This window comes from Pantoea agglomerans (genome assembly GCF_021397715.1).
Lineage (GTDB): Bacteria > Pseudomonadota > Gammaproteobacteria > Enterobacterales > Enterobacteriaceae > Pantoea > Pantoea astica.
Window position 1 is genome coordinate 3,825,338 of sequence record NZ_CP090207.1, and the last position, 16,510, is coordinate 3,841,847.

Genomic DNA, 16,510 nt, shown 5'->3' on the forward strand with positions numbered 1-16,510 from the left:
CTACGAAAATTGATACTGGTACTAAGCCAAAAAAATGGCACACATTGTAACCCTAAAAACACCTTCCAGAGAAGATTGGTTGCAGCAACTTGCTGATGTTGTCACTGAACCTGATGAATTACTGCGGATTTTAGCGCTGGATCAGCATACCGAGCTGGCCGAAGGTGCGGATGCGCGGCGTCTTTTCGCCTTGCGCGTTCCTCATGCGTTTATCAACCGGATGAAGAAAGGTGATGCGCACGACCCGCTGCTGCTTCAGGTACTGACCCGTCGCCAGGAATTCATCGATGCGCCAGGTTATAGCACCGATCCGCTGGATGAACAAAGCAACGTTGTCCCTGGCTTGCTGCATAAATACCGAAACCGCGCTTTATTGCTGGTGAAAGGCGGCTGCGCGGTCAACTGTCGCTACTGTTTCCGTCGTCATTTTCCGTATCAGGATAATCAGGGAAATAAACGTAACTGGCAGGCGGCGCTGGACTATATCGCTGCTCATCCGGAGCTGGATGAGATCATTTTCTCTGGCGGCGATCCGCTGATGGCAAAAGATCATGAGCTCGCCTGGCTGATTGCGGCGCTGGAGAAAATCCCGCACCTGAAACGGCTGCGTATCCATAGTCGTTTACCGGTGGTGATCCCGGCGCGGATTACCGACGCACTCTGTCAGCTGCTGAGCGAAACGCGGCTGCAGGTGCTGATGGTCACGCACATTAACCATGCGCAGGAGATTGACGACGCGCTGCGTGAGGCGATGGGTGACCTGAAACGTGCGAGCGTCACGCTGCTTAACCAGAGCGTGCTGCTGCGTGGCGTCAACGACAATGCACAGACCCTGGCGACGCTGAGTAATGCGCTGTTCGATGCGGGCATTCTGCCCTATTACCTGCACGTGCTGGATAAGGTACAGGGTGCCGCGCATTTTTACGTCTCTGATGACGAGGCGCGTCAGCTGGTGCGGGCGCTGCTGTCGCAGGTCTCCGGTTATCTGGTGCCGAAGCTGGCGCGGGAAATTGGCGGCGAACCGAGTAAAACACCACTCGATCTGCAGTTGCGGCAGGAATAAAAACGGCCGGCGCAAGGCCGGCCGTCGGAAGAAGGCATCATGCCGGATTTACATTACGGGCACTTATAAACCTGGCCGGTCATTTTGCTGTCGAGTGGCGCGAAGGCAGACAGCAGGTTCTGCGTCGGGCTGGTCGCACCGTAGATCACGTTGCCGCCCATTTCCGCTGCCCGGTTGCGCAGATCATTTGCCGCACCGCGCAGGGCGCTGCTCTCTCCACCTGCACCGCTCAGCCAGTTACTCTGTGAGCCGGTAAGATTCCCCAGAAGCTGACACTCACTGCCGGGCTGCTGATCGGTAAAAGTCACGCGCTGGCCTGCCGAGGAGAGTTGAGTAGAGCTGCTACAGCCCGCCAGCAATAACGCGCCAGCCGTCAGTCCGAGCAAGAGGTTAATCCGCATTGTAATCCCCATTTATTATCATCAGAGTCGGGTGGCAGCGTAGCAGAAAGCGATGTTTTCTTTCTGCACATTCATTGCCCTATCCCGTTATATCGTCTCAATATTTCATGCCGCCAGCAGCCTGGCAAGCGTGCCGATCCTGATGAACTGATTTTAACCAGTAGATCCAGCGATGCCCTCGCAGACAGTGTGACATATCAAGAGAAAAGACGAACGATTGCGCCACTACTTATACTATTTTCCGCCCCAAAAGAAAAACCCCCGACCGTTTCCGATCGGGGGTGACGCTATTACAGCCTGTAATTAGCCTTTGTAGCCATTACGCCGGGCATTTTCGACGCAATCATCCTTATTGACGTATCCCTGACTGGAAGCGCCCGTGATGTTGCCATTCGATGCCGTTCTTCTCCAGCGCCATTTGCCTGCTTCGTCCTTATAGAAATCCCATTTATCGTTCATTTTTTTCCTTAACTCTCTGTTAGTCCGTGACAAAGGGAGCGGTATGCTCCGTTAACCACGTTAGAGCATCCCGGACTGGTCAAACAATGACCTGCAACATAAAAAAAGTTAATGGGTTTTCTTCGCCGCTGCTGACATGCCGACGCCCCAAAAGAAAAACCCCCGACCGTTTCCGATCGGGGGTTCCTGATGACTTAAGCAGTCAACGGCAGATTACATCATGCCGCCCATACCGCCCATGCCACCCATACCGCCAGCGCCGCCGCCTAAATCAGGTGCGTCGCCTTTTGGCAGGTCAGTGACCATACATTCGGTGGTGATCATCAGACCCGCAACAGAGGCCGCGTACTGCAGAGCAGAACGGGTCACTTTGGTTGGGTCCAGGATACCGAAGTCGATCATGTTGCCGTACTCTTCAGTCTGTGCGTTGTAACCGTAGTTACCGTCGCCCGCTTTCACGTTGTTAGCGACGACAGAGGGCTCTTCACCGGCGTTAGAAACGATCTGACGCAGTGGAGATTCCATTGCGCGCAGCGCAACTTTGATACCGACGTTCTGATCTTCGTTCTGACCACGCAGATCGGCCAGCTGTGCAGCAACGCGAACCAGCGCCACACCACCACCAGCAACCACGCCTTCTTCTACCGCAGCACGGGTTGCGTGCAGGGCATCTTCAACGCGGGCTTTCTTCTCTTTCATTTCAACTTCAGTCGCTGCGCCCACTTTCAGAACGGCAACGCCGCCTGCCAGTTTCGCTACGCGCTCCTGCAGTTTTTCTTTATCGTAGTCAGAGGTTGCTTCTTCGATCTGCTGACGAATCTGGGTTACACGGCCCTGAATCGTCGCTTCTTCACCCACACCGTCGATGATGGTGGTGGTGTCTTTGTTGATCACAACGCGTTTTGCCTGACCCAGATCTTCCAGAGCCGCTTTTTCCAGCTCCATACCGATCTCTTCAGAAATCACGGTACCGCCGGTCAGGATAGCGATATCCTGCAGCATGGCTTTACGACGGTCGCCGAAGCCTGGTGCTTTAACCGCAGCCACTTTCACGATGCCGCGCATGGTGTTAACCACCAGCGTTGCCAGCGCTTCGCCTTCTACGTCTTCCGCGATGATCAGCAGAGGTTTGCCCGCTTTCGCCACGGCTTCCAGTACTGGCAGCATTTCACGGATGTTAGAGATTTTCTTGTCAGCCAGCAGGATGAATGGAGATTCCAGTTCAACCGCACCGGTTTCTGGCTTGTTGATGAAGTAAGGTGACAGGTAGCCGCGATCAAACTGCATACCTTCAACCACATCCAGCTCGTCCTGCAGGCCGGTGCCTTCTTCAACGGTGATCACGCCTTCTTTACCCACTTTCTCCATCGCCTGAGCAATCAGCTGGCCCACGGTTTCATCGGAGTTAGCAGAGATCGTACCCACCTGCGCAATTGCTTTAGAATCTGAGCAAGGTACAGACAGCGCTTTCAGTTTCTCAACCGCAGCGATAACTGCCTGGTCGATACCGCGCTTCAGGTCCATCGGGTTCATACCCGCGGCAACCGCTTTCAGGCCTTCGGTGATGATAGACTGCGCCAGAACGGTCGCTGTGGTGGTACCGTCGCCCGCAGCGTCGTTCGCTTTAGAGGCCACTTCTTTCACCATCTGCGCGCCCATGTTCTCGAACTTGTCTTCCAGTTCAATTTCACGTGCCACAGAAACACCATCTTTAGTGATGGTCGGTGCACCAAAAGATTTATCCAGAACCACGTTACGGCCTTTCGGGCCCAGGGTAACTTTTACTGCATCTGCCAGTACGTTCACGCCACGCAGCATTTTTACGCGTGCGTCATTACCGAATTTTACGTCTTTAGCTGCCATTTTAAATATCCCTTAAATTCGTTTCGTTCAGTGAATTACGCGAAAAAATTACGCTTCAACAACGGCCAGAATGTCGCTCTCAGAGATGATCAGCACCTCTTCGTTGTCGATTTTCTCGGTTTTCGCGCCATAACCTTCGTTGAAGATCACGACGTCACCCACTTTCACGTCCAGCGGCTTAACGTCACCACTCTCAAGGATGCGGCCGTTGCCGACAGCCAGCACTTCACCACGAGTGGATTTGCCGGCTGCAGAACCGGTCAGCACGATGCCGCCAGCTGATTTAGCTTCAACTTCTTTACGCTTGACGATAACGCGATCGTGCAATGGACGAATTTTCATTTGATAGCTCTCCTTTGAGAAGTCCAATCATTCAGTTTTGGGGTTGAACACCGGGCTGCATGGCTTCCGGCCTCGTGACCTGAGAGATAGGGCCGCCGCCACCCTCTTTCAAGGGGGCGGACAACAAATTTTTTACGCAGATGTGATAAGTGATGGCTTTTTGAGCAACTGGCGCAAAGATCGCCGCCGGAAATAAAAAACGCAACCCGAAGGTTGCGTTTTACCGTGCTGATAACAGCATCAGCGATCTTTGGGATCGTCATGGTGCTCAAGGCGATCGCTGTTTTTGCGCTCGAACTCGCCATCCATGGTATAGCCGCTGTCCGGTCCGGCGCCCGGACCGCGCCAGACGCGCAGATGCGGCATCAGCTTCAGGGTCAGATGCTTTTGCACCGGCGGCAACAGCAACAGCAGGCCCAGCAGGTCGGTAAAGAAGCCGGGCAGCAGCAGCAGGAAACCGGCGATGATCAGCGACACGCTTTTGATCATCTCTTTGGCCGGGCTTTCGTTACGCGCCAGCTTCTCCTGCATCAGCATGAAGTTTTTCATGCCCTGGTTTTTGACCAGCGAGACCCCGATGCATGAGGTAAAGATCACCAGCAGCATGGTGAGCAGCACGCCCATGACGTGCGCGACCTGAATAAACAGCGAAATTTCGATCCAGGCCAGGACAAAAAAGACTAATAACGGTATCCAGCGCACCGTACTCTCCTGTAAGTGAGGGCTGACCGGCAGCGTGCCGATCAGCAGAAAGCGTTCATCTCAGTGATGATAAGAAAAGAGATGGGCACCCGTGCCGCCTTTTTCAACCGATCCTGTCAAATTTATCCCGCAGGGTTAATTTTGTAACCAACTTCACATATCGTTAACCTGACGGCAGCGTTAAGTGATCTGCATGCGTGCTTTTCTGATGCATCAGAATATGATCGTGCTCACCAGTATGAAGACGGATAAAATGTCGGTACGGGTACACCACGACGAAATAAACACATCCTCTGTGATGGTTAGCGGCAACAACAAGAAGGTTATCATGGCGAACAACATTCGTATCGAAGAAGACCTGTTAGGTATGCGCGAAGTGCCGGCGGATGCCTATTATGGCGTTCATACTCTGCGTGCGATTGAGAATTTTTACATCAGCAATAGTAAAATCAGCGACATACCTGAATTTGTCCGCGGTATGGTGATGGTCAAAAAAGCGGCAGCAATGGCCAACAAAGAGCTGCAAACCATCCCGCGTAACATCGCCAATACCATCATTCAGGCCTGTGACGAAGTGCTTAACAACGGTCGCTGCATGGATCAGTTCCCGGTCGATGTCTATCAGGGCGGCGCCGGAACCTCGGTTAACATGAATACTAATGAGGTGCTGGCGAACATCGGGCTGGAGCTGATGGGACACCAGAAAGGGGAATATCAGTACCTCAACCCTAACGATCACGTCAATAAATGCCAGTCAACCAACGACGCCTACCCGACCGGTTTCCGTATCGCGGTCTACAGTTCCCTGCTGAAGCTGCTGGATGGCATCAGTCAGCTGGCCGAAGGTTTCCAGCGCAAAGCTGATGAGTTCCAGACCATCCTGAAAATGGGCCGTACCCAGTTGCAGGATGCGGTGCCGATGACGCTGGGTCAGGAATTTCACGCCTTCAGCGTGCTGCTGAATGAAGAGACCAAAAGCATTCTGCGCACCGGCGAGCTGCTGCTGGAAGTGAACCTCGGCGCCACCGCTATCGGTACCCGCCTGAATACACCAGATGGCTATCAGCACCTGGCGGTGCAGCGTCTGGCGGAAGTCAGCAACCTGCCGGTGGTGCCGGCGGAAGATCTGATCGAAGCGACCTCCGACTGTGGTGCCTACGTGATGGTGCATTCGTCACTGAAACGCCTGGCAGTAAAACTTTCTAAGATCTGTAATGACCTGCGCCTGCTCTCCTCGGGTCCGCGTGCTGGCCTGAATGAAATTAACCTGCCGGAATTGCAGGCGGGTTCGTCGATCATGCCAGCCAAAGTCAATCCGGTGGTGCCGGAAGTGGTGAATCAGGTCTGCTTCAAAGTGATTGGCAACGACATCACCGTGACGATGGCCTCTGAAGCGGGCCAGCTGCAGCTCAACGTGATGGAGCCGGTTATCGGCCAGGCGCTGTTTGAATCGATCAGCATCCTGACCAACGCCTGCTACAACCTGCTGGAAAAGTGCGTCAACGGCATTACCGCCAACCGCGCGGTGTGCGAAGCCTATGTCTTCAACTCGATCGGCATTGTCACTTACCTCAATCCTTACATCGGCCACCACAACGGCGATATCGTCGGCAAAATCTGCGCGGAAACCGGTAAGAGCGTGCGTGAAGTGGTGCTGGAACGCGGCCTGCTGACCGAAAGCGAACTGGACGATATTTTCTCGGTACAGAACCTGATGTATCCGGTTTATAAAGCGAAACGTTATACCGACGAAAACGAGCAGTAAGGTTTAACCCACGCTGGTTAACTAAAGGCACACCGCGATCAACACGGTGTGCCTTTTTCTTTGGTAAACAGCACAACAGATTCTCGCAGGTTAAATATTCAGGAGTGATGCATGTTTGTGGTTGAGCTGCTTGTCGTGTTGCTGGCGATCTGGTTGGGTGCGCGTCTCGGCGGCATCGGCATCGGGTTCGCAGGCGGAATGGGCGTACTGATCCTGACGCTGGGCTTCGGCCTGCCGCCAGGCACCATCCCGTTCGACGTGATCGAAATTATCATGGCGGTGATCGCCGCCATCGCCGCCATGCAGGTCGCAGGCGGAATGGATTATCTGGTGAGCCTGGCCGAACGGCTGCTGCGCCGGCATCCGCGTCACGTTACGCTGCTGGCCCCGCTGGTCACCTACCTGATGACGCTGCTGGCCGGCACCGGCCATACCGCGTTCTCGACGTTGCCGGTGATTGCGGAAGTGGCGAAAGAGCAAGGCGTGCGTCCTTCCCGTCCGCTCTCCATCGCCGTGGTCGCCTCACAGATTGCCATCACCGCCTCGCCGCTTTCCGCTGCGGTGGTATTCTTCGCGACCCTGCTTGAACCGCGCGGCGTCAGCTACATTACGCTGCTGGCTATCGCGATTCCCTCAACCATGGTCGGCCTGTTTCTGGCGGCGCTGGTCACCAACTTCCTTGGCAAAGAGCTTAAAGATGATGAGGTTTATCAGGCGCGTCTTGCCAAAGGCGAAGTCAGACTTCGCGGTGCCAGCGTCTATCAGCCGAAACCGGGCGCAAAAAAATCGGTGCTGCTGTTTCTGGTTGGCATCATCGCCGTGGTGCTTTACGCCACCGCCACCAGCCCCAGCGTTGGGCTGATCGTTAATCCGCCGCTGCCGCGCAATGAAGCGATTGTGGTGTTTATGCTGACTATCGCCACGCTGATCAGCCTTAGCTGCAAACTGGATACCGGCGAGATCCTCAGCGCCAGCACCTTTAAGTCTGGCATGAGCGCCTGTATCTGCGTGATGGGCGTCGCCTGGCTGGGCGATACCTTCGTTAAAGCCCATCTGGCGGATATTCAGATGCTGGCCGGCGATGCCCTGAAAACCTATCCCTGGATGCTGGCGCTGGTGCTGTTCTTCGCCTCGATGCTGCTCTATTCGCAGGCTGCGACCACCAAAGCGCTGATGCCAGCCGCCCTGCTGCTCGGCGTCTCGCCGCTTACCGCCATCGCCTCCTTTGCGGCGGCTTCGGCGCTGTTCGTGCTGCCGACTTACCCCACCTTACTGGCGGCGGTGGAGATGGACGACACCGGATCGACCCGGATTGGCAAGTTTGTTTTCAACCATGCCTTTATTATTCCCGGCGTGATCGCCATTACGCTGTCGGTGATGGCTGGCTTTATCTTCGGCGGGATGCTGCTATAGCCCGATAACGGCATCGCTGTCTGAGCGTGCTATCATCGGCGCTCTTTGAAACAGGAGCATTGCGATGAATGCCGTCGTTATCCTTTGTACCGCGCCCGATCAGGCGACGGCGCAACGTCTGGCCACCCTGGCGCTTGAGGCCAGACTGGCGGCCTGCGTCACGCTGCTGCCGGGCGCGACCTCGCTTTACCTCTGGCAGGGCCAGCTCGAACAGAGCAGCGAAGTGCAGATGCTGCTGAAATGCGATAGCGATCACCAGCAGGCATTGTTCGATCTGATCAAACAGGCGCATCCCTACGAGGTGCCGGAACTGCTGGCGCTACCGGTTCAACATGGAGACAGTGAATACTTGTCATGGCTGCACGCATCTCTCGCTTAATTACGCTGCTGCTGGCGCTGTTTATCAGCCTGCAGGCGCACGCTTCCCTTTTTTCCAACACCGCCAGTAGCCGTTTTGTGCCGGTCAATCAGGCGTTTGGTTTTGACTTCGACCAGCAGGGCGCGCAGCTCAATCTGCACTGGAAAGTCAAATCGGGCTACTACCTCTATCGTCAGCAGATTCACCTCACGCCAGCCAACGCCACGCTGGCACCGCTGACGCTGCCCGCCGGACAGCCGCATGAAGATGAATTTTATGGCAAGAGTGAGATCTATCCGCAGGATCTGACGGTGCCGGTGACGCTGCTCCAGGCCGCCAGCGGTGCCACGCTGAGCGTCACTTATCAGGGCTGTGCCGCTGCCGGGTTCTGCTATCCGCCTGAAACGCGCACCGTTCCGCTGAGTCCGGTCACGGCCAGTAGCGCCCCGCCGGTGGTAAGCCCGCCGCCTGCACCCGCCACGCCGCTGCCCTTTTCACCGCTGTGGGCGCTGCTGATTGGTATTGGCGTCGCCTTCACGCCCTGTGTGTTGCCCATGTATCCGCTAATTTCCGGCATTATTCTCGGCGGCCAGCGCCACTATTCGTTTGGCCGGCTGTTTGCACTGGCGATGGTCTATGTGCAGGGCATGGCGCTGACCTACACCCTGCTGGGTCTGGTAGTGGCCGCTGCCGGTCTGCGTTTCCAGGCGGCGTTGCAGCATCCCTGGGTGCTGTCGGCGCTGTCGCTGCTGTTTATCGTGCTGGCGCTGTCGATGTTCGGCCTGTTTACGCTGCAGTTGCCCGCCAGCCTGCAAACCCGCTTAACCCTGTGGAGTAATCGCCAGCAGGGCGGCTCGCTGCCCGGCGTATTTTTGATGGGCGCGCTGGCCGGTTTAATCTGCTCCCCCTGCACTACCGCGCCGCTCAGCGCCATTCTGCTCTATATTGCGCAGAGCGGTAATCTGTGGGCCGGTGCCGGTACCCTGTGGCTCTATGCGGTTGGCATGGGGTTACCGCTGATCGCCGTCACCCTGTTTGGCAATAAGCTATTGCCGAAGAGCGGGCCGTGGATGCAGACGGTTAAAGAGGGGTTTGGTTTCGTCATCCTTGCGCTACCGGTTTTCCTGATGGAACGGGTGCTGGGCGAGCTATGGGGATTGCGGCTGTGGAGCCTGCTGGGCGTGGCGTTCTTTGGCTGGGCGTTCAGCGTCAGCCTGCGCGCCAGCAGCGGCAAGTGGCGCGTGGTGCAGATTATCGTGCTGGCTGCGGCCCTGATCAGCGCCCGTCCACTACAGGACTGGGCTTTTGGTGGCCCGACCGCGCAGCAGACGGTGGCACACCTGCCGTTCCAGACCATCCAGACGCCTCTACAGTTACAGACGGCGCTGCAACAGGCTAATGGCCGCATCACCATGGTCGATCTCTATGCCGACTGGTGTGTCGCCTGCAAAGAGTTTGAAAAATACACCTTTAGCGACAGCGCGGTACGCGATAGCCTGAGCCAGGTGCAGCTATTACAGGCTAACGTCACCGCCAACAGCGCTAGCGATAATGCGCTGTTGCAGCATCTTCAGGTGCTGGGATTACCGACCATTTTATTCTTTGATGCGCAGGGTCATGAGATTGCTGATTCGCGCATCACCGGGTTTCTCAATGCTGCCGATTTCCAGGCGCATTTGCAGAAACTCACCCGATAAACAACACTGGAGTCAGGCAATTGCCCGGTGTAAAACGCCGGGCCTGCATACCAGAGGAGAGTCACTTGCAGCGTGAACAAATACTCGAGCATGCATTGAATGTGCTTGAACAGAACGGCCTCGCCGCCACCCTCTCATTGGAAACCCTGGCGGGCCAGACCGACCTTTCGCTCGAACAGCTCCGGCTGTTCTGGCCCGATCGTGACGCCCTGCTCTACGATGCGCTGCGCTATCACGCCCAGCAGATTGATACCTGGCGGCGTCAGATCCTGCTGGATGAGGCACTGTCGCCGGAACAGAAGCTGATGGCGCGCTATGAAGTGTTAAGCGAACACGTCAGCAAAGGCCGTTTCCCTGGCTGTCTGTTTATTGCCGCCTGCAGTTTCTATCCGCAGCCGGACCAGCCGATTCATCAGCTGGCGGAGCAGCAGAAGCGCGCCTCCTGGCAGTTCACCCATGAGATTCTGCTGGAACAGGCGCTGGATAACCCGAGCATGGTGGCCGATCAGATGGAGCTGATTCTGGAAGGCTGTCTCAGCAAACTGCTGGTGAAGCGCAACGTGCAGGATGTCGCTACCGCTCAGCGGCTGGCGGAAGATGTTTACAGCATTGCGCTGTGCCGTAAAAACGGCGCGCTGGCCTGAGGTTTTACCCGCTTTGACTGAAAAGCAGGCAATCAGTCACGTTTCCCGTGGTTTTTTGGTGAAAGCCGTTGACGCCCGGCGGCCTTTACGGTTTAATGCGCCCCGTTGCCCGAATAGCTCAGTCGGTAGAGCAGGGGATTGAAAATCCCCGTGTCCCTGGTTCGATTCCGGGTTCGGGCACCATATTTAAAGAACCCGCCTCTGGCGGGTTTTTGCGTTTCCGGGCAACGAACCCGTCATCGAAGGTTCGATGACCTCGCCACATCCCTGTGGCGCGCGATGCAAAAATGCTCCCGGCATCTTCGGGTTGGGCACCAGTCATTCAGAAACGGACGCCATCTGGCGTCCGTTTTGCTTTATAAAGTTAATAACTGATATTGCAGTAAAAAACGCCAGCCTTTCTGAAAAACCAACCAGAATTTCCGATGGCAAAGGGCTGTATCTTCCCGGACATCCGAATGTATCCAAATACTGGCAAGCCGCTTATCACAATGATGGTAAGCAAAAACTCTTCTCAACTGGCACTTACACTTCTGTATCTCTCTCAGAAGCTCATACAAAGCTCATACAAAGCTCATAGAGATGAAAACGCTGCTGAGTAATGGGATAAAGCCCGCTACAGCCAAAAAGGCTGTAAAAGCTGAAGAGCGTGGAAATTTTACGTTTAAAGCTGTAGCGCGAAATTGCCACAAAAAATGTTAGCGATGGCTTGTTAAGCTGTTGCTCGTTCATTCCAGGCATCACTATATTGGACGTTGCCATCTACAATTCGCCAGGTTATTTTTTCATACTGCAAACTGACGCTTTCAACGTGATTCATTTTATCATTTCCAGCTAATTTAACATTAGGCACACCACAGTTAACACCCGTAATTTTTACGTTTTCCATCAACACGGTATAATAACAGACTTCCTGCCCTGCATCGCTGATGTGATAAAATTTTATTTCCGCACTTTTCAGCGTCTGACCTGTAGCAGCCGCTTTATAAAGATATGGAGTAGAACTATCGACGTCCTTTTCAATCATCATAGACGAATGCTGGCGAGTTCCTGTAATCTTGCCATTAGCATTATCTACAGGTAAGTTAATGCCGTGGCTTAAACCTATAATTTCTATACTTCCTTCACGATTTTGAATATCCACAGATCCTTTAATATCTGCACCGCCGTCATCTTTAAGCCACATATACGGAGGAATTGGCATATTATTCTTTCCTTATTTTACCGATCAGCTTTATTGCTATCACGTATATCCCCGTAGTGATTGTTAAAACAGAGACAATATCGATATAAAAATAAGCATCATAAATCGACTCTGCATTTACATCACCACAAATAAACAGAGCTAATTTACTTGCGAGGGTGTGATTAATGTAGATCTCAGGATTACCAAGAATCCGAGCTACAGCAATCATCATCATAATAAAAAATACTGTTTTCGCAGCCCTACGGGCAAGTGTTTGAGCCATTAGCGACGACCTCAACCCAGCCACAAGCCATAAGGGAACGCATGCAAGGTACCTGTATCGGAGCAGTATTAAGGAGTGCATTTCTAATTAGTGCGTAATCTGAGTTGTGTGCAATAGTTATACACCCTTCGGATACTGTTCCCGGATGAAGCCTAAATAATCCACGGTAAACATCATCTATCCAGGTGCCATCATCAATACCCCAGTCATCTTTGTATAAAGCGAACCATTCATCACGACCAAAGGTAGCTCCATGCCGAATTTTGTTCCATGTATCCTGAACTTCTGCTTTTCTTCTTGAGAAGAACCCTCCAGAACCACGCTCAACTATCCAGTATTTACCCGGTGGTAATGGGCCATCACCTTTAATGGCACCGCAGGCCCCTTTGTTTCGGTAAATGCCATTACCAGAAAAAGCCATAAACACACCAACACCATACAGATTGAAAGGTGCATAATCAGCACCGTTCAAAAACATCTTTCCTTGTAATGCCATAAAGCACCTTATATCCTTACACTTTATGTGTGCTTATGCTACAGGTGATTTATTATACGATCAAGATAAACAGTTAATTTCCACAAGATTCTTTTAATAAAACACTTTAGAATTAAGAAGTTTTTTATTTCCCATTTAAAATAAAAACAATCATTGAAGTTTTATACGTAACCTTCACTCCTTACTAAAAACAGTTAAATGAATACACAATAACGGACAAGGTTAATTAAGTTAGCTGGACAAATTAAAGTATATTATTTTCATGAACATAAATATAAAACGCTTGTTTTGATAGTCGGCAAACCATCTTCAAAGAACCCGCCTCTGGCGGGTTTTTGCGTTTCCGGGCGATGAACCCGCCATCGACGGTGCGATCCACGCCTCACTTCAGCAATCGACCCACACCGCGCCGGCATCCGCGGATTTCACACACTGCGCCACCCAGCGCACGCCCATTAATCCGGCATGCACATCGGGATACCAGAAATCCTGCAGGAAGGCGCTGTCACGCCGATCGGTGGCATCCATCGCCAGCGCGAAGCGCCGATAGAGATTCGACCAGGCCTCAAATAAACCTTCAGTATGCCCTCCGCCGATGCGGTCCTCTTCCAGCGCGCGCGGGCTGAGATAGCCCATGCCGCGCTCCAGAATCCGCACCGGCTCGCCCTGCACTTCGTAACGTAGCTGGTTCGGTTGCTCATCCCACCACTCCAGGCTGGCTTTTGAGCCGACAACCCGAATTTTCTGTCCGTGCATTGAGCCAGCATTCACCGCTGAGGCCCAGAGCGTACCAACCGCCCCGTTGTCATATTCCATCATCACAAAGGCATTATCCTCCAGTGGTGCGCGGCTAGCGACAAAGCTCTGACGTGAACAGAGCAGCCGTGTCACTTTCAGCTGCGGCAGCATCGTTTCCGCGATAAACAGCGGATGCGTGGCGAGATCGCCCAGCACATAACTTGGCCCGACAAAGCGCGGATCGACCCGCCAGCGGGTACTTTCGCTTTGCAACTCGACTGCCTCATTGTGGAAGCCATGCGCAAACTGCATATTGACGATGCGGATCTCACCCAGCGCACCGGCAGCGATCATCTCGCGCGCCTGATGGACCAGCTGATGTCCGGCATAGCCGTAGGTCACGCCGACCACCTTCTGCTTCTCCCGGCTCAGCCGTTCCAGCTCATCCGCCTCTTCGACGGTGAAGCAGAGCGGCTTCTCGCACACCACATGCAGTCCGGCGTTCAGCGCTGCCCGACAAATGGCGAAATGGGTATTGTTGGGTGTGGCAATCGAGACCGCTTCAATGCCATCTTCCCGTTCCGCTTCTGCGGTAAACAGGCTGGCGTAATCGGGATAACAGCGTTCAGATGCCACACCAAGCGCATTGCCAAATTCACGCCCGCGCGCGGCGTCGATATCAAAGGCGCCCGCCAGCAGCGAGAAGTTGCCATCGCGCTGCGCCGCAGAACGGTGGATATAGCCAATCTGGCTGGTTCCGCCGCCGCCGACCATGCCCCAGCGCAGTGAGCGATTCAGTGCTTTTTTACCGTTAATCATGATGTTGTCCTCAGAATCCGATTGAGCGCAGGTAGTTCAGGCTGGCGGTGACATCAGCCAGGCTGGTGTCGGCCTGGCGTGGGTCACGTTCCTGTTCGATGGTGATCCAGCCCTGATAGTCACGTTCGGCCAGCAGCGCGCGCACCGTCGGATAGTCGATCGCGCCCTGCCCCAGCGGACACAGCACGCCTTCAGCGCAGGCGCTAAAAAAGTCGAGCCCGCGGGTAATCACGTCGCGCCAGCGCGCATGATTAACGTCTTTGAAATGCAGGTAGTCGATGCGCGTCCAGTAACGTTGCAGCGCCTCAATCGGGTCCATACCGGCATAGTAGAGATGGCCGGTATCAAGGCATAAACCAGCGACCTGATGCGGAATATCATTCACCAGCCGTGCCAGTTCATCAGCAAACTCGATATAACCGCCGACGTGCGGATGGATCACCGGCCGCACGCCATACTCCTGCCAGGCGATCTGACTCAGCGTGGTGATGTGCTGCATCATGCGTTGCCACGCCTCATCGGAGAGTCGCGGCGCTTTGTCTGACTGACCGGCATATTTCGCCCGCAGCGGATTGCCGAAATCGATAATCACCAGGTAAGGCGCTGGCGCATTGGTTGAGTGGCTTTTCGCGGCGGTCGGCACCCGCGCCAGGTTGCGGCACAGGTTATGCGTCAGCGTCACCAGCGAGGGAAAATGCGCTTCGCTGACTAAGTCATCAAAAAGCGTGCCCGCCACCAGCGACAGCTGATGGTCATTAAGCTGCCGGGTCAGTTCTTCGGGATCGGTGGGCAAATAGCCCCAGGGTCCCAGCTCGATACTGCGGTAACCCGCCTGGGCGGCTTCGGTCAGCACTTTCTGCCAGGGCGGCAGAAACGGATTATTCGGATCGTCAACGCCCCAGCTGCAGGGCGCGTTTGCAATATGTAGGGTCATGATATCTGCCTTTATGGTAAGGATCGCAGGCAGTATCAAATAAAAATTTCATCCCAGACAACAATGAAAGTTTCATTTTTTGATAGGGATCGCGTTTAAATATTTCATTTCATGATAGTTTTTTATCATAACCGCTCTATCTGGCGGATTTTACAGGTTTTCCCGCGTCACCACCTCAAACGGCAGCGTGACCTGAGCAAAGTGATCGCGCTGTTCCGTACCGCCGTTCAGGCATGTGGCGATCACCACATCGGCCATCACATCAAGCCGATGGCGCAGCATCAGCGATATCGTGCCGTCAATCAGCGCCAGTTCATCGCCGGGTAGCGGACCGTGGCACAGCAGATCAATCTGGCGACGTCCACTGTCACGCAGGGCCTGTACCACGCCCTCAATGCCGCCGCAGGGCGCATAGATCATCACCAGATCGTCATGCGCCGCCAGTAACTGCCGGGTTGCCTGATAGCCGCCCTCATTGGATTCGTGGGTTTTTAACGGTTCGAGTACCCGCTGACTGACGCCCGACTCGCGCAGGTAAGAGCGGAAGCTGATCTCACAGCGCTCCTGGCAGGTAAAGCGATGGTCGCCCAGCAGCACGCCGACGCATCCCGGCTGCCGCAACAGGTGCTGTGCCATCCATCCGGCGGTGCGCCCCGCTTTCTGGTTATCAATGCCGATAAAACCGGCGTGCTCACAGGGCGAGAAATCTGACAACAGCGCGTAAACCCGCACGCCCAGCCGCGACACATCCTGAATCGCGTGACGAATCAGCGGATGATCCAGCGCCACCAGGCCAATCACATCACAACACTGAGCCAGCTGGCGCAGAGAGCGAGCCACCGCCTCCACTTCGTGAATATCGTGCCAGCGAAATTCGGTTTCGCTGCCCGGCGGCTGATGCCCGCGCGCCCGCTGTTGCAGCGCTTCACTCAATTGCTGATAAAACGAATAACGGGCCGGCAGCAGGATAAAACCAAAGCGTAACTGAACCGCTGCCGATTGCGCCGCTGGCAGGCTGTACGCCGCAGGCAGCCGATAACCGAGCTGCCGGGCCGCCGCCAGCACCTTCTGCTCGGTTGCGCTTCGCACCGGCGCACGGCGGTTCAGCACCCGATCGACCGTCGCAACCCCCACGCCTGCCGCGTGAGCAATTGCCGTCATGGTGACTTTTGACATCCATCCTCTCCCTGTATCACTTCTCGTTTACCGTCACGGGATAACTCCCTGACAATATCTGCGCTGCTCTGGCACCAGAAAGTCACGGCTGCCGCAGGCCCGATCATTTTCTCTCATTTATTTGATAGGAAACACCTCATTATTTTGATCCCCTTCGCAAAATGAAATATT

Annotated in this window: 18 protein-coding genes and 1 tRNA gene; 8 read left to right on the forward strand and 11 right to left on the reverse strand. The window is 54.6% G+C overall.

The window, feature by feature from the left end; all coding sequences use genetic code 11:
• The first annotated feature begins 34 nt into the window (after positions 1 to 34).
• On the forward strand, positions 35 to 1,063 hold the full coding sequence (gene epmB / locus LZU96_RS18215; protein WP_233985502.1) for an EF-P beta-lysylation protein EpmB: 1,029 nt from the start codon (positions 35 to 37) through the stop codon (positions 1,061 to 1,063).
• 53 nt (positions 1,064 to 1,116) lie between these two features.
• Here the strand turns inward: epmB and LZU96_RS18220 are convergent, their stop codons facing one another.
• The 5 genes from LZU96_RS18220 to LZU96_RS18240 all read right to left on the reverse strand — a co-directional run bounded on the left by LZU96_RS18220 (position 1,117) and on the right by LZU96_RS18240 (position 4,830).
• Complete coding sequence (locus LZU96_RS18220; protein WP_233985503.1) at positions 1,117 to 1,464, reverse strand: DUF4156 domain-containing protein; 348 nt, start codon at positions 1,462 to 1,464, stop codon at positions 1,117 to 1,119.
• A 303-nt stretch (positions 1,465 to 1,767) separates the two neighbouring features.
• Positions 1,768 to 1,923, reverse strand: a complete 156-nt coding sequence (locus LZU96_RS18225) for a YegP family protein (RefSeq protein WP_233985504.1) — start codon at positions 1,921 to 1,923, stop codon at positions 1,768 to 1,770.
• 213 nt (positions 1,924 to 2,136) lie between these two features.
• Positions 2,137 to 3,786, reverse strand: a complete 1,650-nt coding sequence (groL, locus tag LZU96_RS18230; protein ID WP_094122227.1) for a chaperonin GroEL — start codon at positions 3,784 to 3,786, stop codon at positions 2,137 to 2,139.
• A 48-nt stretch (positions 3,787 to 3,834) separates the two neighbouring features.
• A complete protein-coding gene (locus LZU96_RS18235; protein ID WP_003848316.1) occupies positions 3,835 to 4,128 on the reverse strand; it encodes a co-chaperone GroES in 294 nt (97 codons plus the stop codon).
• A 240-nt stretch (positions 4,129 to 4,368) separates the two neighbouring features.
• Positions 4,369 to 4,830 carry an FxsA family protein gene (locus tag LZU96_RS18240; protein ID WP_233985505.1) on the reverse strand — a complete coding sequence of 154 codons (462 nt, stop codon included), beginning with the start codon at positions 4,828 to 4,830 and terminating at the stop codon, positions 4,369 to 4,371.
• Between the two features lie 328 nt (positions 4,831 to 5,158).
• On the opposite strand from LZU96_RS18240, the gene aspA reads away from it, so the two are divergent.
• From aspA to LZU96_RS18275, 7 genes are all read left to right on the forward strand, one after another.
• Positions 5,159 to 6,595, forward strand: a complete 1,437-nt coding sequence (gene aspA / locus LZU96_RS18245; RefSeq protein WP_233985506.1) for an aspartate ammonia-lyase — start codon at positions 5,159 to 5,161, stop codon at positions 6,593 to 6,595.
• Between the two features lie 111 nt (positions 6,596 to 6,706).
• Positions 6,707 to 8,008, forward strand: a complete 1,302-nt coding sequence (locus LZU96_RS18250) for an anaerobic C4-dicarboxylate transporter (protein WP_233985507.1) — start codon at positions 6,707 to 6,709, stop codon at positions 8,006 to 8,008.
• A 64-nt stretch (positions 8,009 to 8,072) separates the two neighbouring features.
• Positions 8,073 to 8,387, forward strand: coding sequence for a divalent cation tolerance protein CutA (cutA, locus tag LZU96_RS18255; protein WP_233985508.1), 315 nt, complete (start codon positions 8,073 to 8,075; stop codon positions 8,385 to 8,387).
• The gene (locus LZU96_RS18260) at positions 8,363 to 10,063 is read left to right on the forward strand and encodes a protein-disulfide reductase DsbD (RefSeq protein ID WP_233985509.1); all 1,701 of its coding nucleotides are present in this window, start codon (positions 8,363 to 8,365) and stop codon (positions 10,061 to 10,063) included. The genes cutA and LZU96_RS18260 overlap by 25 nt, the downstream gene beginning before the upstream one ends.
• Before the next feature lie 65 nt (positions 10,064 to 10,128).
• Entirely contained in the window at positions 10,129 to 10,707 is a 579-nt protein-coding gene (gene dicD / locus LZU96_RS18265; protein WP_233985510.1) for a division control transcriptional repressor DicD, read from the forward strand.
• A 107-nt stretch (positions 10,708 to 10,814) separates the two neighbouring features.
• Positions 10,815 to 10,890, forward strand: a tRNA-Phe gene (locus LZU96_RS18270).
• 67 nt (positions 10,891 to 10,957) lie between these two features.
• Entirely contained in the window at positions 10,958 to 11,287 is a 330-nt protein-coding gene (locus LZU96_RS18275) for an Arm DNA-binding domain-containing protein (protein ID WP_233985511.1), read from the forward strand.
• A gap of 132 nt (positions 11,288 to 11,419) precedes the next feature.
• Here the strand turns inward: LZU96_RS18275 and LZU96_RS18280 are convergent, their stop codons facing one another.
• The 6 genes from LZU96_RS18280 to LZU96_RS18305 all read right to left on the reverse strand — a co-directional run bounded on the left by LZU96_RS18280 (position 11,420) and on the right by LZU96_RS18305 (position 16,339).
• Positions 11,420 to 11,911 (reverse strand): Hcp family type VI secretion system effector, encoded by a 492-nt coding sequence (locus LZU96_RS18280; protein WP_233985512.1) that lies wholly within the window; start codon positions 11,909 to 11,911, stop codon positions 11,420 to 11,422.
• 1 nt (position 11,912) lies between these two features.
• Positions 11,913 to 12,176, reverse strand: a complete 264-nt coding sequence (locus LZU96_RS18285; protein WP_233985513.1) for a hypothetical protein — start codon at positions 12,174 to 12,176, stop codon at positions 11,913 to 11,915.
• Positions 12,154 to 12,672 (reverse strand): DUF2778 domain-containing protein, encoded by a 519-nt coding sequence (locus LZU96_RS18290; protein WP_233985514.1) that lies wholly within the window; start codon positions 12,670 to 12,672, stop codon positions 12,154 to 12,156. The genes LZU96_RS18285 and LZU96_RS18290 overlap by 23 nt, the downstream gene beginning before the upstream one ends.
• Before the next feature lie 387 nt (positions 12,673 to 13,059).
• On the reverse strand, positions 13,060 to 14,229 hold the full coding sequence (locus LZU96_RS18295; RefSeq protein WP_233985515.1) for a Gfo/Idh/MocA family protein: 1,170 nt from the start codon (positions 14,227 to 14,229) through the stop codon (positions 13,060 to 13,062).
• 10 nt (positions 14,230 to 14,239) lie between these two features.
• On the reverse strand, positions 14,240 to 15,163 hold the full coding sequence (locus tag LZU96_RS18300) for a TIM barrel protein (protein WP_233985516.1): 924 nt from the start codon (positions 15,161 to 15,163) through the stop codon (positions 14,240 to 14,242).
• Positions 15,164 to 15,313: 150 nt separating this feature from the next.
• Entirely contained in the window at positions 15,314 to 16,339 is a 1,026-nt protein-coding gene (locus tag LZU96_RS18305; protein WP_233985517.1) for a LacI family DNA-binding transcriptional regulator, read from the reverse strand.
• Between the last annotated feature and the right edge of the window lie 171 nt (positions 16,340 to 16,510).